We start from the raw sequence: 24,144 nt of genomic DNA on the forward strand, positions 1-24,144 counted from the left end.
TAACAAAGGAAGTTGGGCAAGCGTACGGGGAAGCAGGCAAGTTAAAGTATATTTATCTGTTAACCAAATACTTATCTACAATATCTCCTGTAAGCACAACACTACTTTTCAGAAGACACAGGCAAGCTGGAGTGTATAAACCTCTTGTACCGGCTGACGTAGCAACATAAACCAGACGCGCTACACAGCGCACAAAAGCCTACCCCTTGGGCGCGGCCGACCCTCTATACCTTCAATCTGCTATATATTCTGTCATTGCGCTTGGTACTTTGGTTACTTTGTGGCTCGTTTTGTTGTTATGGCTCTAATGATGATTTCCTACCTACCCCGAATCGTGCTGGGCAGTCTGCTGCTCGCTGGCTTGGGCGGCTGCCAGTCGGCCGATACTACCCACGCTACGCCGGCAGTGTCGGTGTCGCCGGCCGGCACTACGGTTGTCACGGCTACCGACTCGGCGGGCGTGCCCACGGCCATTGTGAGCACCCTAAACCAGGATGCGCTGGCAGCTGGCCACGCTATTTACACGCAGCGCTGCGCCGTGTGTCACGGCGAGGATGGCCGCAAAGGTGCTAACGGCGCCCACGACCTCACCAAAAGCAACCTCAATACCACGGGCCGTATATATATGGTGAAAAATGGCTTAGGTAAGATGCCCGGCTTCAAAGACCAGCTCAGCGACGCCGAGATGGAACAGGTAGTCGCCTACTCGCTGACGCTTACGAGTGACTGAGTAGCGGCGTGACTGAGTGAAAAATCGTCTGTCATCCTGAGCTTGCGAAGGACCTTATGCCAGTTGAACGAGTCGTTGTTATGACCTTCGTTCTGACTTGATAAGGTCCTTCGCAAGCGCAGGATGACAGGCGTCAGTAACAATCAAACTTTCAACAACTTAACTTTCTTATATTTTGAGCAATAACTCCGGCTCCAAACCTCGCCAAAACAGCACCCGCCACCCTGGCGCCACCGACACGGTGAAGGGTCGGGCGGGCCGTATTCTGGCCAAAGGCAATAAAGATGCTACCTACGACACGGCCCAGGAACAGGAATCTGCCGTGCTGGTAGCCGTGCCCGACAAGCGCCAACCCAATACGACTACTCAGGAATACCTTGATGAGCTGGCGTTTCTGACCGAAACCGCCGGCGCGCAAGTGGTGAAGCGCTTTGTACAGCGCCTGGAAAAGCCCGATATCCGCACGTTTGTAGGTGAGGGCAAGCTAGCCGAAATCAAAGCGTTTGTGAACCACTCGGGGGCCAGCATGGTCATCTTCGACGATGATTTGTCGCCCTCGCAACTGCGTAACCTGGAGGCTGAGTTGAAGGTGAAAATCGTGGACCGCTCGCTGCTGATTATCGACATTTTTGCCAGCCGGGCGAAGTCGGCTACGGCGCGCACGCAGGTAGAGCTTGCGCAGTATCAGTACCTGCTACCCCGCCTCACTGGCCTTTGGACGCACTTGGACAAGCAGCGCGGCGGTGGTGTAAGCCAGCGCGGACCGGGTGAAACGGAAATCGAGACCGACCGCCGCGTGGTGCGCGACCGAATTTCCTTCCTAAAAGAAAAGCTGAAGGACTTCGACAAGCAGAGCGTCACGCAGCGCAAGTCGCGCACCGGGCTGGTGCGGGTGGCGCTGGTGGGCTACACCAACGTGGGCAAGAGCACGATTATGAACCTGCTCTCCCGCTCCGATGTGTTTGCCGAGAATAAGCTGTTTGCTACCGTAGACTCCACGGTGCGCAAGGTGGTGCTGGACACAGTACCCTTCCTACTCTCCGACACGGTAGGGTTTATCCGCAAGCTCCCTACCCGCCTGATTGAGAGCTTTAAGAGCACCCTGAATGAGATTAGGGAGGCCGACTTGCTGATGCACGTGGTCGATATCTCGCACCCGTCGTTTGAGGAGCACATTGAGGTAGTGAACGACACGCTGAAAGACATCGGCGCCGCCGACAAGCCTATCCTGCTCGTCTTCAACAAAATCGACCAGTATAACCCCGAAGCCGAAGCGGGCCTCGACCCCGAAGGCGGATTCGAGGACATGAACCCCCACGAGGAAGAAGGCACCCTGATCCGCCCTACCCTCGACCAGCTGCAAGCCTCCTACATGGCCAAAATGCATGATCCGGTGATTTTCATCTCGGCCCAGGAGCGTGAAAACATCGATGAGCTGCGGGCCTTGCTGGTGCGCAAGGTAGGCGAGTTGCACCGCCAGCGCTACCCCAATACGTTGGAGTACGACGAGGCAGAGTAAAGTGAACCGCCTGTCATCCTGAGCTTGCGAAGGACCTGCTCACGCCAGAACGAGTCGTTGATACGAGTATCGTTCTGGCGTGAGCAGGTCCTTCGCAAGCTCAGGATGACAGGCGGTTTTTATGGCAACTTACTTCGAGAAGCGGTAGGTATGGTTGGCTACGCGCAGCAGGTAGAGGCTATTGCCAGGCAGACCAGCCACAGAAATGCGTAACTCCGTGCCCCCTGCGGCTTGTCCGCGTTGCACTACTTGGCCGGCCGCGTTCAGCAGGACGTATTCTGCCCCGCTGGGTAGGGGCACGGCAAACCGTAAAGCTACCTCGCTGGTAGCAGGATTGGGGTAGAGCGTGCCAGCCGCTGTGGCTAGTTGCACCGCCACTACCGGGCTGAAGTGGGCCGTTTGGTCGAGGTCGAGCTGACGCAGGCGGTAGTACACGCTGCCAACCTGATCGGAAATCGGGTCGAGGAACGAGTAGCTGTGGGCACTGGTGGTATTGCCCTGTGCCGCAACCTGCCCCACGGCCTCAAATAGTCGCCCATCGAGGCTACGCTCTACCACAAACTGTGCGCTGTTCTTTTCTGAGGCCGTGGCCCAGCGCAACGCTACCTGCTGTTTCTGGGCTGTAGCTGTGAAGCTGGTTAGCTCTACGGGCAACACTATAGGAGCGATTACCAGGCAGCTACCGTTGTTATAAGTAATGTTGTTGGACTGATTACGGGCAATCAGGCCCACGGCGTAGGTGTTTACGGTTCGGTTGTCGCCAATATCGTTGGCCCACTTGTGGGCACCCGCGGCCGAGTTGATGCCGTAGGGATTCTGCTGGGGCGCCGGGAAGTTGGTGAGCAGAGCATCATCCCAGAAAGCATAGTCAACGTTGCCCGTATTGCCGGGGCGCACCTCCCGAATAATAATGCCATTGGTATTGCTTTCCGCATCGTAGATAGGAAAGTTAACTGGCCCTACCCCGCTGGAATATGTGATGCTGATGTTGCCGGAAGGCATAGCGGCCCCGGTATCGGAGCTGCCGTCCCAGTCGAATGTGTTGTTGCCGATCTGTGTCAGGCCTTCGAGCAGACGGTCGGTGGTGGCTTCGTAGGTTTTGTTATTGTTGCCGTCGATGAAGATGGTACCAAACCCGGCCTGATCTACCCGCAACGTGAAGATAGCGCCCTTGTTATCGGGGCGGCAGCTGGTACTGATGGTGGGAGCGCCGGGCCGGATGGTAGTGGGGTAGATGGCAGGATCGGGGTCATTGACAAACAACTTATACTCGGCCGTTCTGAAGGAGCCGCTACGGCTCTTGCGCCAGTCTTTGTACGTGCCGGAGGTGTTGTCTACTCCGTAGGAGTTAGCCGTCAGCAACACGCCCCAGGGCTGCATCCCGGCGTAGTCTACCCGCTTGATGAAGTAGGTACCTTTGTAGTTGGGGTTCGGAATGAGGGGGTAAAGCGAGAAGGAATTCGCCAGCCGGGCATCGCCTGCACCCGCCGTAAAGCCCCAGCTCTGGGAGTAGAGCCGCCCGGTTTTCTCGCCGGTGCTGGCGCGCACCGTCACGTCCCAGATATCGTAGGCTGCCCGCACTTTGGTGGTAGGCGCATCACTGGTGTTCACCTCCACAAACTCCAGCCAAAACTCCTGAGCGCTACCTGTGCTGTTGGTGTAAGACAAAGGCTTATAGCCCCCAGTGATAGAACCATTATAGTCAGGCCCAACACTCGCCTCCTGCGGCGTATTGATGACGCCAGGCGCGGCAGCCAGCAACGAACCTCTGGGAGTGCCTGGGATTGGGTCCAGCCGGTTGCTGTTTACTACCGTAATGGCTCCCCCGCTTGGCTGGTAAAGCAGTTGAATGCGCAAAGAAGTGTGGTTTTGCGTGTAGTCCATGCGGTGCACACCGTAGTACACGGTTTCGCCGGGCTCCACGTGTACATATAGGCGCTCATCGGCGGGGCTACCAGCATTCAGAAAACCGCGCGTGTTGTCTTGGTTAGTGTCGTTTTGCTGGAGGTAGCCCACATAGTCATTGGCTGTGTTGGCCGCGGTGCGGGGTGCTGTAGCGGGCGTTAGATTCTTAGATCCCTCCGCTTTCGCCTCATACGCAGCAGTGTGTAGCAATAATCCTAAAACAGGAATAAGTAAATTATTGCCCAGGGAAGTATAATATCTACGCATTGCCTTGATTACTTGTGTTTTCAACAGCAAAATTCCTTCTACAATGAATATAAACCAATACATATATTTTATATTATTTATAAATATTCTCATTTTTAGAAGAGTATTCTCTAATTGAATCACATCTATAGCTGGTACTTTTCACTTTTGCTTGTGCTTAGCCATCTATATCGGCTCTCTTCTTGCACACAACCTGGCAGCAGCGCTACCCGGCCCAGATAACCATTTCGGCCGGGGCGTAGTAAAGAGACGTGCTTACCCACCGTGCCCCTACCCATGAAGATTCTGTACCTGATGCGCCACGCCAAATCCAGCTGGAGCTACGACGAATTGAATGACCACCAGCGCCCACTCAACGACCGAGGCCGCGACGACGCTCCTATGATGGGACAGGCCCTGGCCGAGCGCAATATCAAGGTAGACCTGCTGCTGACTTCCTCGGCTGTGCGGGCCCAAAGCACAGCCGTGCTAGTGGCGCGCGAAATCAACTACCCCCACGATAAAATTGTGGTGGATGAAAGCATCTACCGGGCCGAGGTGAAAGATCTGTTGCGGGTAGTGCGCGAGTGCCCCGATACGGCCAACTCGGTGCTGCTGGTAGGCCACAACAACACCATCACCGATTTTGCCAATTTGCTCTCGCCTAATCTCATCAATGAAATGTCGACGGGCGCCGTTGTATGCCTGCACTTTCGGGTAGAGCGCTGGGCGGAAATTGACCAAGCCAACGCAGAGTTTTACTTCTACGACACGCCCAAGAACCAGAAATAGCCGCTTCGCCTTATGTCAACGTCCACTCCTACCCCTCCGGCGCTTCCCCTCCTCAACCGTGAGCTGAGCTGGCTGACGTTCAACTACCGCGTGTTGCAGGAAGCGCAAAACCCCAATGTGCCGCTGCTGGAGCGCCTGAAGTTCTTGGCTATTTTTTCCAGCAACCTCGACGAGTATTTCAAGGTGCGCGTGGCCACGCTACGCCGCCTAGTGAAGCTCAAGAAGAAAACCCGCGCCAAGCTGGGCGAGGACCCCGCCGATCTGCTCCAAACGGTGTTGCAGGAGGTAGGGCGGCAGCAGCAGGCTTTCGGCGACACGTTTCGGCAGCAGATTTTGCCGGGCTTGCAACAGGAGCACATTCACCTGATTTCGGACCACGATCTGAGCCCCACGCAGCGCGACTGGGTGCAAACGTATTTCCACGAGCACGTGCGCGACTTGCTCTCCCCCGTTTTTCTAGACGATAACCTGCACCACCTGTTCCTGCGCGATCAGTCGGTGTATCTCACCTTTTTTCTGACGCATCTCACCAATAAAAAGCAGGCCGATGAGGAACGCGTGCTGGTGATGGAGCTGCCCACCAAGCGCCACGGCGGCCGCTTTGTGCGCCTACCCGACGAGGGCAAGGAGCACTACGTGATGTTTCTGGACGACGTGATTCGGGTGGGGGCGCACGAGTTGTTTCCTGACTATGAGCGCGTGCAAGTGCAGGCCATTAAACTCTCGCGCGATGCCGAGTTGGATATTCAGGAAGAAGTATCGAGCAACCTGCTCACCAAAATCAAAAGTAGCCTGCAAAAGCGCGAAACCGGCTTTCCGGCCCGCCTGCTCTACGACCCCGCCATGCCCAAGGAGGTGCTGCGCGCCGTGATGCAGAAAACCGGCATCGGGCAGGACGAGCTGGTGGAGGGTAGCCGTTACCACAACTTCCGCGACTTTTTCGGATTCCCGGATTTCGAGCTGACGCACTTGCAGTACGAGCCGCAGCCACCCCTACCCCACCCTACCCTGCCGGCGCGGCCGGGCACCATGCTGGCGGCCATTGCCCGCCAAGACCACCTGCTGCACCTGCCTTACCAGTCGTTCAGCTACGTCGTGAACCTGCTGCGCGAGGCCGCGGCCGATCCGCTGGTCAACAGCATCAGCATCACACTCTACCGGGTGGCGGGCAGCAAGAGCGAGGTGGTAAAGTTGTTGCTGAAAGCCTTGAAAAAAGGCAAGCAGGTGACCGTGGTAGTGGAGCTGAAAGCCCGTTTCGACGAGGAATCCAATATTTTCTGGGCCGATAAGCTCCAGAAAGCCGGCGCCGATGTAATTATGGGTATGCCCGAGCTGAAGGTGCACACCAAGCTGCTGCTGATTACGCGCACTGAGAATGAGCAGAACCGCCAGTACGCCTACCTCAGCACCGGCAACTTCAACGAGGCCACCAGCCGCATCTACGCCGACCACGGCCTGTTTACGGCCGACCCGCGCCTGACGCAGGAGGTGGCCGCGCTGTTCCGCTATTTCCACGACCGGCAGCCGCCCACCAACTTGGAGCACATCCTGGCCGCGCCCTTCGACCTGCGCACCCGCCTAGATGCGCTGGTAGACTCAGAAATTGAGCGCGCCCAGAACGGCCAGGAGGCATATATCATTCTAAAGCTGAATGCCTTGCAGGATGAGGACATGATTAAGCGGCTCTACCAGGCTAGCCAGGCCGGCGTGCGGGTAGAGCTGCTCATCCGAGGCATTAGCTGCCTGATACCCGACGCGGCGGGCCTGGGTGACAACATCAGTCAGCAAGGCATTGTGGACCGCTACCTGGAGCACGCCCGTGTGTATGTATTCGGCAACGGCGGCGAGGAGTTGGTGTACGTGGCCTCCGCCGACTGGATGGCACGCAACCTCAGCCGCCGCGTGGAGGTAGCCTTCCCCATTCTCGATGACAAGCTACGCGCCGAAGTGCGCCTGCTCCTCGATTTCCAGCGCCAGGACAATGTGAAGTCGCGCGACTATCACAACAATTTCATCCAAGCCGAAGAAGGCGCCGCCCCCATGCAAGCCCAGCTGTCTACCTACAAATACCTAAAGAATCTGACGCAGAAGAAGGGTAGGAAAGGGTAAGATGGTGAATAGGAAGTAGCAAAACCGCTTATCATCCTGAACGCAGTGAAGGACCTTCTCACGTGTGAACGGTAATCGTAACAACGATTCATTCACACGTGAGAAGGTCCTTCACTGCGTTCAGGATGACATAATTGTACCCAGTCCCCTACTCCCTACTTCCCCATCGTTTTCTTCAGCAGCTTGCGGGGAGGTACGATGAAGATTTCCAGGCTGGCGTAGGGAGCACCGCCCAGCGTGTTGTCGATGATGCGGGGGCGGGTGCCGGCCCGAAACAGGCTGAAACCGCGGTTGCCGTCGTAATCGAAGCCGTTGAAGGAGGCGTTGTAGCGGTAGCCGCCTTCGATACCAAACCACAGGAAATCATAGATTTCGCGCTCCAGGCGCAGACGGGGCCTAAACTCGGTTTCGCGAATGATGAGGGTCGTGAGGTTGTTGTTGGGTAGAGGCTCACGCAGTTTGATATTGTAGTTGAGGCCATCCACCGAGTAGCCCCCCAGCAGCAGGGTTTTCTCGTTCACGTTGTACCGGAACGTGACGCGGGCCGGAAACAACGACTCCACGCCCCAATGCTCGTTCCAGGTGCGGTTGTAGAGAATAACCGGGTAAATGCTCTGCCGCCCAAAGGTGTAGCTTAGCTGCGCCCCAATGCCCCAGGCAAACTTCGCACTGCGCTTCCAACCGTAGATAAACTCACCCGACATTTTCAAGTAGTCGTTGAAGCTCAGGTCGCTGCTCTCGGAGGTATAGTCGCCGTTCAGCTCGCCCTTCACGCGGGCCAGGTACCAGTGCACCTCGTCGATGGGCCGGATGGCGGCCAGCTGGGCACCCAGCGTTTTCAGGCCCTTGTCTTCCAGGTTGCGATAGAACGGCGACGCATCGGGGTTCTTGAACTGGAATTCCTCGCGGTCGTAGTTCACGCCCAGAATCACCTTCAGGTGAGGGTGGTTCCACAGCGGCGCATAGGCTTTGATGAAGGCCCGACTGTTTTTAGTGACGGTAGTCTTCGTGTTCACGTCGGCTACCCCCTCCGTGTTGCTTTTGGTCTTGGTTGTGATCTGGAAGTCGCTCAGACGTTCGATGTGGGCCACAATCCCTTTGCTGGGTCCCATCCCAATAACCGATGGCACAGCAAACTCGCGGGCTTCAGCCTCCTGTCCTACCTCGCTTATCCCAACACTATCGGAGGGGGCAGGGGCAGGAATGGGATATACGGGTGTGCGCGGCGGCACTTCCTGCGCAACGGCGAAATGAAACCCCAGGCTTAGCCCCACGCTCAGCAGCGTCGCCTTAGCCGGTAATTTCAGAGAATAGAGTAGCGTCATGTACGCGAAAATGAGCGTGTCCTACAAAAGAAAAGACGTTAAGTGTTGCTCTTAACGTCTTTTCCCGAAAAAGGGTACTGGTTGTTTTTGATTGTCATCCTGAACGCAGTGAAGGACCTTCTCAAGCCAGAACGAGTCGTTGCTACGCTAGCCGTTCTGGCTTGAGAAGGTCCTTCACTGCGTTCAGGATGACAATTAGAAATTACTAAAACAGGAAGTCGAATCCGACGAAAATCAGCTTCTCCTCGCCCACCGAATAGGTCGCATTCAGCACGGCTTGCTTCAGCACGTCAATCCAGATGCCGCCACCATAGGACGTATGGAAGGCCTTTAGGCCGGTTTGCACATCGTTGCCGGAATACACGCGGGCAGCATCGGTGTGGCCCAGAATACCAAATTTGCCGGGCACCAGGTAGGCGTTGAAAGTGAAGAGCTGCAAGCGGGCTTCTAGGTTGCCGTAGAGCGAGCTGCGGCCGGCGTAGCGCGTGCGGCGGTAGCCGCGCAGGTTGGCCGCCGCAATGGTGGCGTTAGACTGTCCGCCCAAGGTGTTGGCCTGGTAGAAGCGGTAGTCGCCGATGTTGTGCGCCACGCCCACGCGGCCGGCCCAGGTAAGCTGGAAGGGGAAGTTGGGGCTGATGTAGGCGCGGAACTCCGAGGCAATGCGGCCGTAGTTCAGTTCCTCGCCGCCCAACTGGTGGTTGAACTCGGCGCTGTTGTACCAGCGCAAGCCAATGCGCGGGTTCTTAGGCGAGCTAACCGCGTCGATGTTCATGTAGGCCTTGGCGCCCAGGTAGCGGTTCAGCTGGAAATCGGAAGGCCGAATGCCCAGGGCCGCGCCGGTATACCCGTTGTTGATACCCTGCTGAATCTGGTTGCCCACGTCAAACGTCGACACCCGGAACTGGTCGTACTGCGGGCCAAAGCCGACTTTCAGGAAGCTGAACACATCCTTTTCCAGCATGGGCGCCACGTACAGGCGCGAGAAGCGGACGCGGTAGTTATCGTTGATTTCGCGGTTGCGCACCCGGTCATCGGTCTGCTCGGCCAGGATGTTGCGCGAGTCGTTGCCCTTACCGAAGTAGTTGTAGAGCAGCTGCGGCCCATAGAGCTGGCTGTTGATTTTCAAATCAAACTTGCCCAGCACATCCACAAAAGTACCCGTGTAGCGAATGTTGTAAGCATTGCGCGAAGGTGCCCAGTTAGCCACCAGCGTTTGCTCGGTAGCGAAAGGTGCGCGCCGGAAGCCATACGTGCGGTACGTTACGCCACCTCCCACAAACAAACCATCATCAATGTTGTATCCGAAGTAGGCTGCCGGCCCGAAGTAGTTGAGGCGGTAGTCTTTGCGGTCGGCACGGTTGGGGTTGTCGTAGCGGCTCACGTCGTTGCCGGGCTCCAGGTGCAGGCGCGTTTCGGAGCCCGCGTTGATGACGTTGGCCGAGTCTACCTCGTTGTCGTACACCAGCGTTTTGTGGCGCCGGAACAGGCCACCTACCCGCGAGTTGTCGGTGATGGTATCCTTATCAATACCGCCGATGATGCGCAGGGTAGGCCCACCATTCGACTGGCCAGTGACTTTGTAAATATCGTTGCCGGCAAAACCGTAGAGGCGTACGTCCTTGGTTACGTCGCCATCAATCACCTTATCGAACAGCACCTTATTGGTGTTGCCCTTCTTGCTGATTTTGGTCATGGTCACGTGCATCTTGCTATCGGGTAGGCGCTCTACCTCAAACAGCTCGCGCTTCTGGCTACCCTTCACCTCTATCACCTTGTTCAGCATGCCGTAGTAGTCGGCAGCCAACTGAGGCAGCAGGTCGCGGCGGTTTTTGAGCTTGGCCACAATCTCGGCGCCGTGCAGGGCATAGATGTCGGCGGGCCATTGCTTCTTGAACGCCTGCTCAATCTCAGCGTCAGTGAGGCGGTTTTTCATGTCCTCGGCAATCTTCACCCACTGCTTCTGCGTCAGCTCGCCAAGAAAGCGCCGGTCGTTGCTGAGGGCCGTCAGGTTCAGGCCGCGCCAGTCAGCGTAGTCGTTGCCGAAGTTCTGGAAATTGCGCACCGCAAACTTCCGCGAGGCCAGGTAGGGCAGCAGGCCGTCACCTTTAAAGAAGGCCACGTCGCGGTCTTCGGGCACAGCCGTAAACTTCCGGTCGCCGTCTTCGTCCTTTTTCTCGGCCCAACGCCACTGGTCTTCGTGCCGGTCCCAGTCGCCAATCCACATATCGAACAGGCGCGAGCGGGCAAAATCTTTCTTGTCTACCTGGTTGTCGTTGTCTTGTTCCAGGCGCTCCATCACACGGTCGGTGCCTACCAAGTTGGTGGCATAGTCCAGCGAGGCCACGTTGCTCTGGTCGTCCTTGGCATCTTCTTCCAACATGGCCGTAGTGTTGGCGAAGCGGTTGTAGTACTGCGCCAGTCGAGGGTCTTGCGGAATGAAGCGCGGCACCGGGTTGGTGTGCAAGATGCCCGCCGCCGAGGCCAGCGGGGGTAGGGCAAACGCCGCGTAGGGGTGTTGAGCCGAAATCTGGTCTTGCAGCAGGTCGCGGGCCGCCCCATCGCGCAGGGCTTCGGGCAGCACGGCGGCGGGGTCTTTGTCGAGGCTGCGCAGGGTGTAGTTTCGGTTCTCGTCGTTGCGGAGCTTCAGCGAGGCCGTTTGCTTGCCGCCGCCTACCTTATAGGGCGTCAGGCCACCTTTCTCCTGCGCCAGGTCCAGCACCGGAAACGCTACGGGCGTAGCCCACTCCTTGCGGTAGTGCTTGCCAAAGATGAGGTTGTGGAACCCGTTGTGGTCGTTATACGCTGGGTTGATGGCCACCGTCACGGTGCTGTCGCGGAAATCGCGCTGGGGCGCGTTGGGTAGCGTTTGGCCCGGCGTGCCGCCTACTTGCTTGGTGGCCACATCCTTCTGCAAGGCGTAGTTGGGCGCCCGGAATACCAGGCGGCCGTTTTCGCCCCGCTCATTCGGAATCCAGTACTCCGTCCATACCTCGCCGTTGGTGTAGTAGTTCACGCGGGCAAATCCTTTTTCCTTATCAGAGAAGACAGCGTCGCCGCCCCTACCCGGCTTCACGTGCTGGGTTTTGCAACCCGAGCCGCTGGTCACGAACGTCATGTTCTGCTCGCGGAAAAACTGCAAGTTGTGCTCGTGTCCGGCCGCGTAGATGATGTTGGGATACTTAGCAAAAATCTCCATCATCCCCTGCTTATACGCCTGGTACTGAGGGTGAGGCAGGTCTTGGCTGATGCCACCATATTTTCGCGCCAGCGGGTAGATAGAGCCAATGACGGGCAACGGCAGATAGGCGTACTTATAGACAATGGACAGCGGGAACAAGTGGTCCGTGAATGTGAAGTAGCCGCCGTGGATGCCATCCGAAAACAGCGGGTGGTGGGCCACCACCATGATGTTCTTGTTCTTGTTGCGGGCAATAATGTCTTCGAGCTGGGTGAAGAAATCTGTTTCGTTGGCTACGCCGCAGTCGTTGTTGTTGCCGTAGGGTCGCTCGCCGTTGGTCTGCAAAAACCATTGCGAATTCACGGCAATCATCACCAAGTTATCGTTGAGCTGAATCTCGTAGGGGCCGGGGCAGGCGTCGCGCGGAATGAAAAAGTCGCCGGTGTAGGCAAACGCCGCGGAGTCACTCTTCAGGTAATTTTCCACGAAGTCCTGCTCGCGGTTCACCTGCTCCACGCTACCGTCGTGGCCCTGCTTCCAGTCGTGGTTGCCCGGAATCATGTACTTCTCGCCCTGATAACCTTCTAGGGCTTTGAGCTGAGCTACCATGCGCTCCTCTGACACCTTGCGGTCAAACGCATCTTCTGGGGGCAGGCCATACTCGTAGATGTTGTCGCCCAGAAACACGGTGGTGCTCTTAGGGCCCGCAGCCAGAATCTGGCGGCGCAGAAAGTTCAACGATGGCTCCCCGCCTACCTTAGCGTCGGCGGGCTTGCCCACGTCGCCAATCAGGAAAACGGTATAGCGCAACTGGCTGCTATCAGGCGGCGTCAGCGACTCCCAGTTCTTACCCTCACCACGGTAATTTGGTCGCTCCGGATGCGGCGTTTGCGTGGCTTGGCCCTGTGCCGACAGTGCGCTCGATCCTCCAAGAGCCAGCGACAGGAAATAATGCAAAATCTTTCTTCTCATACGAAGGAAATAAACAGAACTTTGACCACTATGTGTCGCTTCATGCTCTGTGAACCGCTCTACAGCTGTTCAGTTAGATAATTTCAGTAAACTTATTCAGGGATTTCCACTGTTCGGGTGAGTTGACACCTTATTTGCATGGTGCAGAGCCCTACGCAAATGCTGCCTTCACAGTTTGGATAGAGCCACACAAAAACCTCCGGACGGCATTCCCGTTGTAAACCGATGGGGCGCACCAGCCGGGCTTGTTGCGCTTCCTCAGCCTCTCCTTTTATATGGAAACTACCGCCACGCTACAGCCTACTAAGGCCGAGATAGTTAAGAAAGCCAAGGCTTATATAACGACGCTTTTCGAGGAAAAGCTGCCGAAGCAACTTGTCTATCATAATTTAGACCACACCGTGAACACGGTGCGGGAGGCGCGGGCGCTGGGCCAAGATGCCGGTCTGAGCGAAGAAGACCAAGAGGCCTTAGTGCTAGCGGCGTGGTTTCACGACGCAGGCTACACCGAAGAATACGACGGGCACGAGTACCGCAGCATGGCCTTAGCCGAGCAATGGCTGCAAGAACAGCAGTACCCCACCAACCGCATTGCGCTGATTCTGGATATGATTCGGGCCACGCACCGCGACGAGCCGCGCACCACCCAGCTACAGCACCTGCTGGTAGATGCCGATATGAGCAACACAGGCCGCGAGGATTTTGCGGCCCGCGCCGAGCTATTGCGCGCCGAGTGGGAAGTGGCCCAGGGCCGCACCTTTTCCAATGTAGGCTGGGCCGAGTCGCAGCTCGATTTTCTGATGTCGTTCAAGTTCCTCACCACCGTGGCCAAAAGCCGCTACAAGGAGCAGTTAAAGGAAAACATCAAGGACCAGCGCAAGCTGCTGAAGAAAACCGAGAAGAAGCGCAAGGAAAAAGACAAAGCCCGCACCGAAACTTTCGCTGAGCCCAAGCGCGGCATCGAAACTATGTTTCGGACCATGTACGGCAACCACATGAAGCTCTCGGACATGGCCGATAAAAAGGCCAACATGATGATTTCGCTGAATGCCGTACTCATCTCGGTTATCATCACCTACCTGGGTACCAAGGTAGGCGGCAAAACGGCGGTGCTTAGCCCGGCCATCACGCACAACCCAGTGCTATCTATTCCCATGGGCATTTTGCTGCTCACGTCGCTGGGCTCGGTGGTGTCGGCTATTCTCTCGGCCCAACCCGACGTAACGAGCTTTAAATGGCTGAAAAAGAGCCCCGAAATCGCCACTAACCGCCGCGTCAACCTGCTGTTCTTCGGCAACTTTACCAAGCTCAACCTCGACGATTTTCAAGGTGGCATGCGCGAGCTGATGCGCCAGAAAGACGCGCTCTACACCAACATGGTAACGGACGTGTACTACCTCGGCGAGGTACTCTCGCGCAAGTACCGTTTACTACGCGTCAGCTACACCATTTTCATGGTAGGTCTGATTCTCACAGCGTTGTCGTTTGGTATTGTGCTGCTGTATAAGCTGTAGGGTGTGAGAATAGGAGGGCAGGAGTTTTTGAAGATAAGAAGTCTGTCATCCTGAGCATTCCGCCCATCAAGCGGCAGCGAAGGACCTTGTTACGCTAGAACAAGTCGTTGTTACGATAGTCGTTCGCACGTGATAAGGTCCTTCGTCGCCGCTTGATGGGCGGAATGCTCAAGATCACAGACTTTTTATCTTATCCTTTAAAAGCCCTACCGCCGCTCGTACATCCGCTCGCAGAGCGCGGCTAGCTTTAAGATGGAGTACCCCAGGAAACGGCGCATGCGGCGCAACTGTCCTGTGCGGATGCTTCGTTGCTGGCTGGCTACATGGCCATACTGAAATTCCAGCGTGACCAAGCAGGAACGGTCATCTACGGCTTCAATGAAGAAGAACAGCAACGAGTTGGGGAAAAGCCGGAAGTGCGAAATCTTCTCCACGTACTCTAGGCGGTCGGCCTCTTCCTCGAATAGCTGTACTGTTTGAAAGTCAATTTGCCCGTTGCCTACATCTACCTTGTAGCTGGTGCCTAGGCGGCCGGCTTTGGTTACATCGTAGTGCACGCCGGTAGCTTTTTCCATCCAAGAAGGCCGCAGCCGGAAGTTACGGACCACCCGCAGGGCATATCCGGCTGGCACCCGCACCGCCCGGCGCACTTTCAGCACGCCGCTCTGGCTACTAGCGCCGCCGCTGCCGTCGGGCGTTGTCAGGAACTGACGCAGGGGCGTGAGGTGGGCGTAGCGGTAGCGGACGCGGCCTAAGTGTTCGTAGGCGGTAGAGCCCCGCAGCAGGCGCGTCCAGGTGAAGCTCTGCGCAATGTCGGTGGCTGGTTGCGTGCGCAGGTAGCTGTCCGAAAACAGGGCGTACTCGCTACCCATTACGTTGTTTTTGAGTAGCCGATGCACCACAATCACCTCCTTTCCCATCAGCTTGGTGTGCTGCCGGATCTGAGCCACGCTTACTGGGCCGTAGTGCACAATAATCTTAAGCGTCAGCTCGTAGCCCCGCAAAGCAGTACCCAGTTCCGAGTCGGCGTCGCGCTCTACCAGGCGCAGGTAGTTCTGAAAATCGAGGAAGATGCGGCGGCACTGCTCTACCATTTGCCGGATAGAAGGCGGCGGCCCCAGGCGGTAGAACAAAATAGCATCCCCCTGAATCTCACTGACCTGCATGCCAATAATATTGGCCTCAATGAGGATTTCGAGTAGATCAGCCACCAGGAACGGGGCCAACTGGCTACCCGATTCCTGAATAAAGCGCGTGAAGCCACTAATATCAGGAATACACAACAGGGCCGGCGTGCGGTGGTCAGTTTCGGCGGTAGCTACGGCCGGACGGCGACCCGCTGCCCGGCGGGAGGCGCGCAAATCATCCAATAGGCCCATACAACGAAGTAGACAAGGAGAGGAGGAGAACGTTCATACGAAGATAGGCAGCAGGCGGCGCTCCTACCCGTTAACAACTTGGAAGACGAATTGAAATACCCGTATCTTTACCGAGTGGCGCAATCACGCTGGCTGCGTAGTTCAACGGATAGAATAGGCGTTTCCTAAACGCTTGATATGGGTTCGATTCCCGTCGCGGCTACTACGAATATTATGCTGTTTTCCATGAAAGCGCGCCCTTTAAGCGCGCTTTTTTGTGTTTTAGACGGAAAACTGAATTATAAAAATATTTTTCAAAAAATGATTCTGTCACAATTTGGAGTGCACACCAACAATTTTTGAAGCATAAACCATCTTATTCAACCTAAAATATTGCTTATAGTTATATATTTTATTAGAAATATTATAGTCGCATTTTGATCGAAAACTACCTTTTTTGGGAGCCCTTGAAGTAGGACCTTTGGGTATACTCTTTGACCTCCGAGCTATGCAACACTCTCATCAGCCACCGACCTCGCAACAAGGCCTGCTCCAATTAATCGCCGTTATGATGCTGTCTTCCCCTAGCATCCTACCGGCTTCTGTTTCCACCGCTTCCTAGCGGTTTCACCCTTTCCATACTTCCTTTCCGTTCCTTTCCACATCCAGACCCTAAAAACCGAAGGCGCAGGCTTTCGGTTTTTGGTGTCTTATGTCGTTTCAAATCGGGTAGTTTAGCACACAACGCTTTATCTATCTGCCACTTGCTAAGGCGTTCTGCGGAACGCTTTTTTTTTGCTACGGTAGCAGGTAGTAGGTGTTAGCAGGCCAGAAACGCAGATTATATCTTTTGCGCAGAAGCGAAACGCAATATAGTTTTCGGTAGCCAGGCCGCTATTTGTTCGCCGGTAGCGCGTACCTTGATGGCCCGATGGTAGCCAGTGTACCATCGGTTAGCTTCCAAGCGTTACTGCATGAATTCTGCTCCGCTCTCCGGGCTCTACGCCCCTTCACTCTCCCTCCTCACCGACCTCTACCAGCTTACCATGGCCTATGGCTATTGGCAACAGGGCATGCAGGACCGCGAGGCGGTGTTTCACTTGTATTTCCGCAAGCCACCGTTTGGGGGCGGCTACGCCGTGGCGGCGGGCCTGGCCTACGCTGTTGACTGGCTGGAACAGCTGCAATTCTCTCCTGATGACCTGGCATACCTCGCCAGCCTGCGCGGCAGCAAGGGCACCGCGCTATTCGACCCTAAGTTTCTGGACTACCTACGCGATCTGCGCTTCACCTGCGATGTAGATGCCGTGGCCGAGGGCACAGTAGTATTCGGCAACGAGCCGCTGGTACGGGTGCGGGGGCCGCTGTTGCAGGCGCAGCTGGTGGAAACGGCCTTGCTCACGCTCGTCAATTTTCAGACACTGATTGCTACCAAGGCCACCCGCATTCGGGAAGTGGCTGGCTCTGACCAGATTCTGGAATTTGGCTTGCGGCGGGCACAGGGCTTTGATGGAGGTTTGTCGGCGAGTCGGGCGGCCTACCTGGGCGGGGGCGATGGCACCTCCAACGTGCTAGCGGGGCAGCAGTTTGGCATTCCTGTGCGCGGTACCCACGCCCACAGTTGGGTAATGGCCTTCGACGACGAAGAAACCGCTTTTGCAGCCTACGCGCAGGCTTTCCCCGACGATTCGGTTTTTCTGGTAGACACCTACGACACGCTAGAAGGCGTGCGTCATGCCATCAACGTAGCCCGCCAGATGCGGGCGCAGGGCCACGAGCTAGGCGGCATCCGTCTCGACTCGGGCGACTTGGCCTACCTTAGCCGCGAGGCCCGCGCCCTGCTCGACGAGGCTGGCTTCACGGATACGCGCATTGTGGCCAGCAATGATCTGGAGGAAAACCTCATCACCAGCCTCAAGCAGCAAGGCGCCCGCATCGACACCTGGGGAGTAGGCACGCAACTGGTAACGGCCTACAACCAGCCGGCCCTGGGGGGCGTGTACAAGCTGGCCGCGCTGCGCAAATCCGACGATTCGGGCTGGGACTACACCGTGAAGCTGTCGGAGCAGATCATTAAAACCAGCATTCCCGGCATTTTGCAGGTGCGCCGCTACGAGAATGAGAAAGGCCAGCCCCGCGCCGACATGCTCTACAACACCGCCGAGCCTCTACCCGAGTCGCTGACCATTGTAGATCCTTCCGATCTCACGCGCCGGCGGTCTATCCGCTCTACTAATTTCCGGGAGCTACTGGAGCCTATTTTCCGGCGGGGCGAGCTGGTGCACCAGCTTCCTACCCTGGCCGAGAGCCGCGCCCGCGCTCTGCGGGAAGTACAGAGCCTCGACCCCAGTATCCGCCGTTTCCTCAACCCGCACGTGTACCCCGTGGGCCTGGAGGCTACGTTGCACGACTACCGCACCCAACTGATTCTGGAGAAGCGCCCGCAACGGCCGGCGTAAGCCTTTTGCTATCTGCACTCCGCCCTCGCTCGGCTGTACCGAGTAAGGACTACGTGTGAGGGGATGTGTACCGAATCCGGCCGCGCCGTTTGCGCAATACCGCGTTAACGTGAAGCAGACGTGCGCAGCAGAGCTGTTTGGGCATAGAGCTCACTCGACATAGCCGAGCGAGGGCGGAATGCAGATAGCTGACCAAAGGCAGAAAACGGTAGCAGGCCGAATTCTATACACTGCTACCCAAAGCTTACACACCTCTGTACGATACTTTCTACCCTTTTTCTTGTTCTATCCTTATCTAATCAGCCGTTATGCAGCTTCAATAGCTACCCTAGCGGCTTTACATGCTACACTCCATGAATACTTTAAAATTCAAAACTACCATCAACTGCGGCGGCTGCGTGCGCGCCGTAACTGGCCCGCTGAACGAAGAACCCGCTATTTCCAACTGGCAGGTGGACACCGATAACCCCGATAAAATCCTGACCGTGCAGGGCGACAACGTGCAGCCGGAGCAGGTAATCCGGGCCGTGCAGGAAGCCGGCTTCGAGATTGAGCCGGTGGCGTAGTCAACTGGCTAATGCTCTTTAAAGGGATATTAGGAACATCCCGCTGCGCTACACGTAGCGGGATGTTCTGCTTTTCACCTTACCCTACCTTCGCCCCTACCATTTTCAGTAGTTGTTGGTAGATAATATTGTGCTGCCAAAACAACTGCAACACCATGGGAATGTGCTTTTTGCCTGGCAGCATCGTGCAGCCGGGCTGCTGCCCCAATGCTTGCAACCGCTCCCGAAACCGGGCGCTGCTGCTCTGGATAGAAGGATAGGTATTGCCGCCCACGAACAGTAGGAAAGGCGGGCTACTGGCCGACACGAAATACATGGCGGAGGTAGCGCGCCACACGGCGGGATCTTTTGCGAAAGGCACCAAGTACTGGTCGTCGCCGGGGTACTGCATCTTTTGGAGGTAGTCGAGCATGTCCAGGCCGGCGGGGTCGTCGAGGATGGCGCCGCGGACGGGGTTGCGGGCCAGCCCCCAACGCGTGAACAACTCGTCTTTGGTAGCGAGCAATGCCGCTAGCCCACCGCCGGCCGAGTGGCCCATCACGAACAGGCGTTGCGGGTCACCACCGTACTCAGCCACGTGTTGGGTGGTCCAGACCACAGCGCGGGCGCAGTCGTCGGCCATTTGCGGCACGCGCACCTGCGGGGCCAGCCGATAGCTGATGATGACGGCCACTACCCCCTGCTTCGCCAGCCTCCGCCCGATAAAGGAATACAGGTTTTTGCTGCCGCTGTTCCAGCTACCACCGTGGATAAAAATCACTACTGGCAAGGGCTGCGGCCCGCGCCGGCGGGGCGTGTACACATCCAACACTTGGCGCCCGGCCAGGTAGGCCGAGTCGGCAGGGGGCACGTAGGCCACGTCGCGGATGCGGCGACTGGGCCGGGCTACGGCATATTCGTTGGCACCTAGTAGCAAAAGCACACCGGCTAACGCGGCCGGCAGCACATAGCGAAGAAAACGCATAGAAAGCAGGAGAGAATACAGGAAGTAGCCCATACGTACTCGGCCCGGCAGCGGGCGGATTGCCGGCTGCAACGGTAGCATTGTAGTTGCGTGGTGCGGCGTTGTATATTTGTTAGCTAACATTGCACGTTACCACTTTATCGTTCGTTTTCCTGCTTCTTTTGCTTGATGAAAAATATTCTGATTCCCTGCGCGCTGCTGTTCGCTTTCCTGGCTACTACACCGGCGCAGGCGCAGCGCAAATCCAAATCCAAGGGTAAAACTGAGTCGGTTGCTACCACTATCACGGCGACCAGCCGGGTGCAACCGCTGTTTGGTGGGCTCTCGGTGGCGCAGGCTGAGCAGGCGCTGGGCGCTACCTACCTGGACAACATCCAGAAAAGCTTTGCGTCGCGCACCGAGGCCAGCGACTTTTTTGCTACCAAAGGCTTCGAGTACCTCAACGAAGGTCAAATCGACACGGCTACCTACCGTCTCAACCTGGCGTGGGTGCTCAACCCCAAGAATCCCCTACCCTACCGGGGTCTGGGCGTGATTGCCAGCCAGCAGCCTACCCCCGATGCCTCCATCGACCTGCTCAACCAAGCGCTGGCCCTAGCGCCCAACGACAACCAGGCCCTCAGCGACTTGGGTAGCCTCTACCTGATTCGGTATGAGCAGACCAAAAAGAAAAAAGACCTGACCACCAGCACCGATTTTCTGAACAAAGCCCTGGCCGCCGACTCTACCAACGCTACTGCCTGGCAGCAACTGGCCCGCGTGTACTACATTCAGGAAGACTACGCCAAGGCTTGGAATGCCGTGCACCAAGGCCAAAAATACAGCGTGGCCAGCATCGATTTCAATTTCATCACTGAGTTGATAGCCAAGCAGCCCGACCCCCAGGGCACGTTTAAGTAACGGCAGCTTACTGTTTGAACGTTATGCGTGGCATGACGGTCTTTTCCCTACCTACCCTACCAACCTCTTTCGTTTCTCCCGTGAAATCCTACCTTCTGTCTGCTGCCCTTGTTGCCTTGTCCTTGTCCGTTTGTGCACAGGACCACCCCGAGCGCCGCAAACGGCATTATGACATGCAGGCCCGCACGTACTACCGGGGTCCGGTACGCTTTTCGGCTGGCGCCGGCGTTGGCCTGTACAATGGCGACCTGACGAAGGGGCTTAGCAATCAACTACCTGGGCCCAGCTTCAGCCTGGGCGTGCTCTACCCCGTGCATCCGCACTGGACGGTAGGCACCGAGGCTACCTACTTCCAGATAGGTTCTACGGACTACCTGCCCGAGCGTAACCTTGCTTTCCGGGGGCGCAACGGTACGGGCACAGTGTTCGTGCGCTTCGAGCCGCTACGCGATGGGGCTTATTATGCCACCCCACGGCCGGCGCCCACAGCCCTTGTGAAGCCCTACCTGAAACTGGGGGTAGGCCTGGCCCTCTACAGCCCTAAAGCCTACAACGGCACCACCCGCCCCGACGACAACACCTCGTTTCTGCGCCCCGAGCGCGGCGACTACCCTGCCTTGGCGATAGTAGCACCCGTGGGCCTGGGCGTAACCCTGCGCCTCACACCCAAGCTCAACGCCACCGCCGAAGCCGCCTACTACTTCACCACCACCGACCAGCTCGACGATATTAGTACCGGCCTTGGTCGTTCCAGCTCCGCGCTCAACGATGGGTATGGGTTGGTTGAGTTGAAGCTGGAGTACTCGCCGTGGAGTAGGTAGGCACATTTCGCGGCCACTACGTCCTGTGGGATGTAGGTAGATCAGAGCCTATTGCAACAAGAAAAGGCCCGATGCAGCGTGCATTGGGCCTTTTCTTATGGGTAGCGAATTACGTGCTACTCCTTCACAAACCGCTGGTGGAAGGTTTTCTGCCCGTCGCTGATGCTCAGGATGTACACGCCTTTTGCCAGGTTTGATACGTTCAACTCGCCTTTGCCAGCATATGGTACGGCTACTTTCGTCCCGCGGATATCCATCACTTCCACGCCCGCTATGGTGCCGTTGTCGGGTAGGGCAATGGCTACGTGGTCGGTGGCGGGGTTGGGGTAGACAGATACCTGACGCGCAGGTGTTTTAGCATCGAGGGTGGTGATGCCTGTGAGGCTGGCTACGCCCGTGTTGTCGGCAGCCAGGGTGCCGCCTGTGATGTTCACCGAATAGTCTTCGGTTTCGCCGTAGGTGTAGGTACCGCAGCTGGTGGTAGCCGCATTATCGCTCATCACAACACGCATGCGAGTTTTGCCGGTTTTGGCCGTGGCTGGTACTGTGAAGGTGGCGCTTAGGGTACCGCTGCTGCCGCTGCTACCCCCCACTACGTTCTCACCGGTATCTGTAAAGTCGCCGTCCTGGTTGTAGTCGATGTACACGTCCCAGTTCTCGGTGTAGGCTGAAGAAGCAAAGCCCGCACTGAAGCTGATGGTCTGAGAAGAGCCAGCTGCAACAGACGTGCTCAGGGCCGTGCCATCGTAGTAGCCGCCGTCTTTGCCCGAGGTGCGCGCAATGCTACCCAGCTTCACGTAGTCAATCCACTCGTAGGATATATCAGTGCCCTTCGAGGTGCAGTAGGCAACCGTGGTGGGTGGTGGCGTAGTAGTGCCGCCACCGGAGTAGGCCGCACCTACCCCCACAGCGTACCACGCATTGGTAGTAGCCACTACCTGCGGCGAGCCTGCCCCAAACAAATCGGTAGCTGCCTGAATGGAATAGCTGCGGGCCGCCGCATAGTTGCTCGACGAGGTGAGGTATACGTCCTCAGTCCGGAAGGCAATTTTGGCCGCGTCGGTGATGCCTACCCCTGTCACGGAATAACTGTTGCCACCTTCGTTGGTACCGCTCTTGCCTTGCGTCAGGATGTAAAACCAGTGATTGAGCACACCCGAGTTGGTGTGCACGCCCCCGTTGTCGGCGGTGCCAGCATACCAGTACTGGCCTTTGTAGTAGGCCGGCTGTCCCATTGCTTTGGGGTCGCTCATAGAGCGCAGAGCGGCCTGTTGCTTGTCGATGTCTTCGCCAATCAGCCAGGTATTTTTCGTGAGGCCGTAGCGGGCGGCATTGTATTGTTCCACGCAGGCACCCCAAATGTCGGAGAAGCCCTCGTTCATGGCACCCGATTCGTAGGAATACGTCAAGTTAGCCGTCTTTTCGCACACCGCGTGGCCGATTTCGTGTGCGCATACGTCCAGCGACGTCAGGGGACGGAAGCGGGTAGCACCGTCGCCATAAGTCATTACCGAACCGTTCCAGTAGGCATTCTCGTAGCCCTTGCCGTCGCCGGGCGTGTCGTCGAAGTGCACGTAGCTTTTGATTTTAGCACCGGCACCGTCGTAGCTGTTGCGGCCGAAGATGTTCTTCCAATAATCGTAGGTGGCCTGGGCACCGAAGTGCGCGTCGCCAGCCGCATTGTCAAAATTGGCGTTGTTGTACTCGGCGGCCGTCCAGTTGTTATCCGCGTCGGTGAAATCGACGGCGCTGGTGTAGCTGTTGCCTTTCCTGCAATTGTAGGTTTCGATACCGTTGCCGCGGGTGATTTCGCGCAGGCGGTAGCTGCCATTGTAGCTGTCGGTGGCCACCGAGCGGGTGCCGCTGTAGGCCGTGGCAAAGCTGCCAATGGCGGCGGCGTGCTTGATGATATCGTCCTTATATACGACTTCACCCGAATGCGCATCCACGTAGAGGTAGGCGCGGCTTACGGGGGTCTTGGCGTACACATTAAATTTCCAGGCCAGTACCGTTTTGGCTTCGCCTTCGCCTACCCCAATCACCACCAGTTCGCCTTTGGGCTTGTAGGTAGCCGTTGGGTCTTGCTCTTGCTCTTTCAGGAAAGCTTCTTCGGAGGCATCCTGCCACATATACTGTCGGGCGCCCACAAAGCTCATAGCCCGCTGCAACGCGGCACCTTCAGCCAAGGCAGGTTGCACATCCAGCTTTTCGATGCGGGTAAGATGGCCGCTCAGGCTCTCAATCTGGCCCTGTTTGGCGTGCACGGTATAGTCGCCGTGCTCTACCTTGATGCCCCGGTAGTATTGTTGGTACTTTTCGTGGACATACCCCAGCGCGTCGGCCGACGTTTTGGCACGTAGGAGCTGGTCGGTGGTAGCTAATTGCAACTGTTCGCGTAAGGCCTTGCTGGCTTCACTCAGCGAATAATTGGTTTTCGCGCCGCGGAGCTCTACCAACATTGGCGCAGTGCTTTTAATTGGTTTTTCAGTCGCTGTAGGCACTTTTTGCTGTGCTTGGGCCGTAGCGATGCTTAGGCCGCCGAGCAATAGCAAGGCGGCAGCAGAGTAGTTTTCTGCCATACAAATGAGTGTGGTTTGGAAAGGAAGAAAGGAAGTAGAACAATCTGCTAACAGCAGGGTATCCAAATTAAGAATATTTTAATATGCATCCACAACACGTAAGCAAACTCAATTTTTATTCTCTACTCAAGTGGCTTATCCCGTACAACTAGTAATCCCATTTGTAGACTATCGCGCTTAGGCCAATACCACGCATTGTGCAATGAG

The 24,144-nt window shown here is 56.8% G+C and carries 15 protein-coding genes and 1 tRNA gene; 10 read left to right on the plus strand and 6 right to left on the minus strand.

Annotated elements, in window-relative coordinates; translation table 11 throughout:
- The first annotated feature begins 298 nt into the window (after positions 1-298).
- The gene (locus J4D97_RS05110) at positions 299-730 is read left to right on the plus strand and encodes a c-type cytochrome (protein ID WP_208306651.1); all 432 of its coding nucleotides are present in this window, start codon (positions 299-301) and stop codon (positions 728-730) included.
- Between the two features lie 262 nt (positions 731-992).
- Positions 993-2,249 (plus strand): GTPase HflX, encoded by a 1,257-nt coding sequence (gene hflX / locus J4D97_RS05115; protein ID WP_432207208.1) that lies wholly within the window; start codon positions 993-995, stop codon positions 2,247-2,249.
- A gap of 129 nt (positions 2,250-2,378) precedes the next feature.
- On the opposite strand, the gene J4D97_RS05120 is transcribed toward hflX, so the two are convergent.
- Entirely contained in the window at positions 2,379-4,364 is a 1,986-nt protein-coding gene (locus J4D97_RS05120; protein WP_208306653.1) for a T9SS type A sorting domain-containing protein, read from the minus strand.
- A gap of 333 nt (positions 4,365-4,697) precedes the next feature.
- Here J4D97_RS05120 and J4D97_RS05125 point away from each other — a divergent pair, with 333 nt between their 5' ends.
- Together J4D97_RS05125 and ppk1 are read left to right on the plus strand one after the other, a co-directional pair.
- Positions 4,698-5,192 carry a SixA phosphatase family protein gene (locus J4D97_RS05125; protein ID WP_185281558.1) on the plus strand — a complete coding sequence of 165 codons (495 nt, stop codon included), beginning with the start codon at positions 4,698-4,700 and terminating at the stop codon, positions 5,190-5,192.
- 12 nt (positions 5,193-5,204) lie between these two features.
- The gene (ppk1, locus tag J4D97_RS05130) at positions 5,205-7,301 is read left to right on the plus strand and encodes a polyphosphate kinase 1 (protein WP_208306654.1); all 2,097 of its coding nucleotides are present in this window, start codon (positions 5,205-5,207) and stop codon (positions 7,299-7,301) included.
- A gap of 155 nt (positions 7,302-7,456) precedes the next feature.
- On the opposite strand, the gene J4D97_RS05135 is transcribed toward ppk1, so the two are convergent.
- Positions 7,457-8,626, minus strand: a complete 1,170-nt coding sequence (locus J4D97_RS05135; protein WP_208306655.1) for a DUF6268 family outer membrane beta-barrel protein — start codon at positions 8,624-8,626, stop codon at positions 7,457-7,459.
- Between the two features lie 205 nt (positions 8,627-8,831).
- Positions 8,832-12,776, minus strand: a complete 3,945-nt coding sequence (locus J4D97_RS05140; RefSeq protein ID WP_208306656.1) for a metallophosphoesterase — start codon at positions 12,774-12,776, stop codon at positions 8,832-8,834.
- A 275-nt stretch (positions 12,777-13,051) separates the two neighbouring features.
- Here J4D97_RS05140 and J4D97_RS05145 point away from each other — a divergent pair, with 275 nt between their 5' ends.
- On the plus strand, positions 13,052-14,290 hold the full coding sequence (locus J4D97_RS05145; RefSeq protein WP_185281562.1) for a Pycsar system effector family protein: 1,239 nt from the start codon (positions 13,052-13,054) through the stop codon (positions 14,288-14,290).
- 206 nt (positions 14,291-14,496) lie between these two features.
- Here the strand turns inward: J4D97_RS05145 and J4D97_RS05150 are convergent, their stop codons facing one another.
- On the minus strand, positions 14,497-15,669 hold the full coding sequence (locus J4D97_RS05150) for a DUF2652 domain-containing protein (RefSeq protein WP_185281563.1): 1,173 nt from the start codon (positions 15,667-15,669) through the stop codon (positions 14,497-14,499).
- Between the two features lie 130 nt (positions 15,670-15,799).
- Here J4D97_RS05150 and J4D97_RS05155 point away from each other — a divergent pair.
- The 3 genes from J4D97_RS05155 (at position 15,800) to J4D97_RS05165 (ending at position 18,673) form a co-directional block, all read left to right on the plus strand.
- A tRNA-Arg gene (locus J4D97_RS05155) sits at positions 15,800-15,871 on the plus strand.
- 751 nt (positions 15,872-16,622) lie between these two features.
- Positions 16,623-18,107, plus strand: a complete 1,485-nt coding sequence (locus J4D97_RS05160) for a nicotinate phosphoribosyltransferase (protein ID WP_208306657.1) — start codon at positions 16,623-16,625, stop codon at positions 18,105-18,107.
- A gap of 353 nt (positions 18,108-18,460) precedes the next feature.
- Positions 18,461-18,673, plus strand: coding sequence for a heavy-metal-associated domain-containing protein (locus J4D97_RS05165; protein ID WP_208306658.1), 213 nt, complete (start codon positions 18,461-18,463; stop codon positions 18,671-18,673).
- Between the two features lie 79 nt (positions 18,674-18,752).
- On the opposite strand, the gene J4D97_RS05170 is transcribed toward J4D97_RS05165, so the two are convergent.
- Positions 18,753-19,637: an alpha/beta hydrolase gene (locus J4D97_RS05170; RefSeq protein WP_208306659.1), complete on the minus strand. Its 885-nt coding sequence runs from the start codon at positions 19,635-19,637 to the stop codon at positions 18,753-18,755.
- Positions 19,638-19,805: 168 nt separating this feature from the next.
- Here J4D97_RS05170 and J4D97_RS05175 point away from each other — a divergent pair, with 168 nt between their 5' ends.
- Both J4D97_RS05175 and J4D97_RS05180 read left to right on the plus strand, forming a co-directional pair.
- A complete protein-coding gene (locus J4D97_RS05175; protein ID WP_208306660.1) occupies positions 19,806-20,537 on the plus strand; it encodes a tetratricopeptide repeat protein in 732 nt (243 codons plus the stop codon).
- Positions 20,538-20,617: 80 nt separating this feature from the next.
- Complete coding sequence (locus J4D97_RS05180) at positions 20,618-21,358, plus strand: hypothetical protein (RefSeq protein WP_208306661.1); 741 nt, start codon at positions 20,618-20,620, stop codon at positions 21,356-21,358.
- A gap of 116 nt (positions 21,359-21,474) precedes the next feature.
- Here J4D97_RS05180 and J4D97_RS05185 read toward each other — a convergent pair whose 3' ends face one another.
- The gene (locus J4D97_RS05185; protein ID WP_208306662.1) at positions 21,475-23,937 is read right to left on the minus strand and encodes a M4 family metallopeptidase; all 2,463 of its coding nucleotides are present in this window, start codon (positions 23,935-23,937) and stop codon (positions 21,475-21,477) included.
- Between the last annotated feature and the right edge of the window lie 207 nt (positions 23,938-24,144).

This window comes from Hymenobacter defluvii (assembly GCF_017589435.1).
Classification (GTDB): Bacteria; Bacteroidota; Bacteroidia; order Cytophagales; family Hymenobacteraceae; genus Hymenobacter; species Hymenobacter profundi.

Bases quoted from the DNA above. Each gene is read 5' to 3' on its own strand.
- J4D97_RS05175 (WP_208306660.1), top strand. From the start codon at position 19,806: ATGAAAAATATTCTGATTCCCTGCGCGCTGCTGTTCGCTTTCCTGGCT.
- J4D97_RS05160 (WP_208306657.1), top strand. From the start codon at position 16,623: ATGAATTCTGCTCCGCTCTCCGGGCTCTACGCCCCTTCACTCTCCCTC.
- J4D97_RS05135 (WP_208306655.1), bottom strand. From the start codon at position 8,626: ATGACGCTACTCTATTCTCTGAAATTACCGGCTAAGGCGACGCTGCTG.
- J4D97_RS05150 (WP_185281563.1), bottom strand. From the start codon at position 15,669: ATGGGCCTATTGGATGATTTGCGCGCCTCCCGCCGGGCAGCGGGTCGC.
- J4D97_RS05165 (WP_208306658.1), top strand. From the start codon at position 18,461: ATGAATACTTTAAAATTCAAAACTACCATCAACTGCGGCGGCTGCGTG.
- J4D97_RS05145 (WP_185281562.1), top strand. From the start codon at position 13,052: ATGGAAACTACCGCCACGCTACAGCCTACTAAGGCCGAGATAGTTAAG.
- J4D97_RS05140 (WP_208306656.1), bottom strand. From the start codon at position 12,776: ATGAGAAGAAAGATTTTGCATTATTTCCTGTCGCTGGCTCTTGGAGGA.
- J4D97_RS05125 (WP_185281558.1), top strand. From the start codon at position 4,698: ATGAAGATTCTGTACCTGATGCGCCACGCCAAATCCAGCTGGAGCTAC.
- ppk1 (WP_208306654.1), top strand. From the start codon at position 5,205: ATGTCAACGTCCACTCCTACCCCTCCGGCGCTTCCCCTCCTCAACCGT.
- J4D97_RS05110 (WP_208306651.1), top strand. From the start codon at position 299: ATGGCTCTAATGATGATTTCCTACCTACCCCGAATCGTGCTGGGCAGT.
- J4D97_RS05170 (WP_208306659.1), bottom strand. From the start codon at position 19,637: ATGCGTTTTCTTCGCTATGTGCTGCCGGCCGCGTTAGCCGGTGTGCTT.
- J4D97_RS05185 (WP_208306662.1), bottom strand. From the start codon at position 23,937: ATGGCAGAAAACTACTCTGCTGCCGCCTTGCTATTGCTCGGCGGCCTA.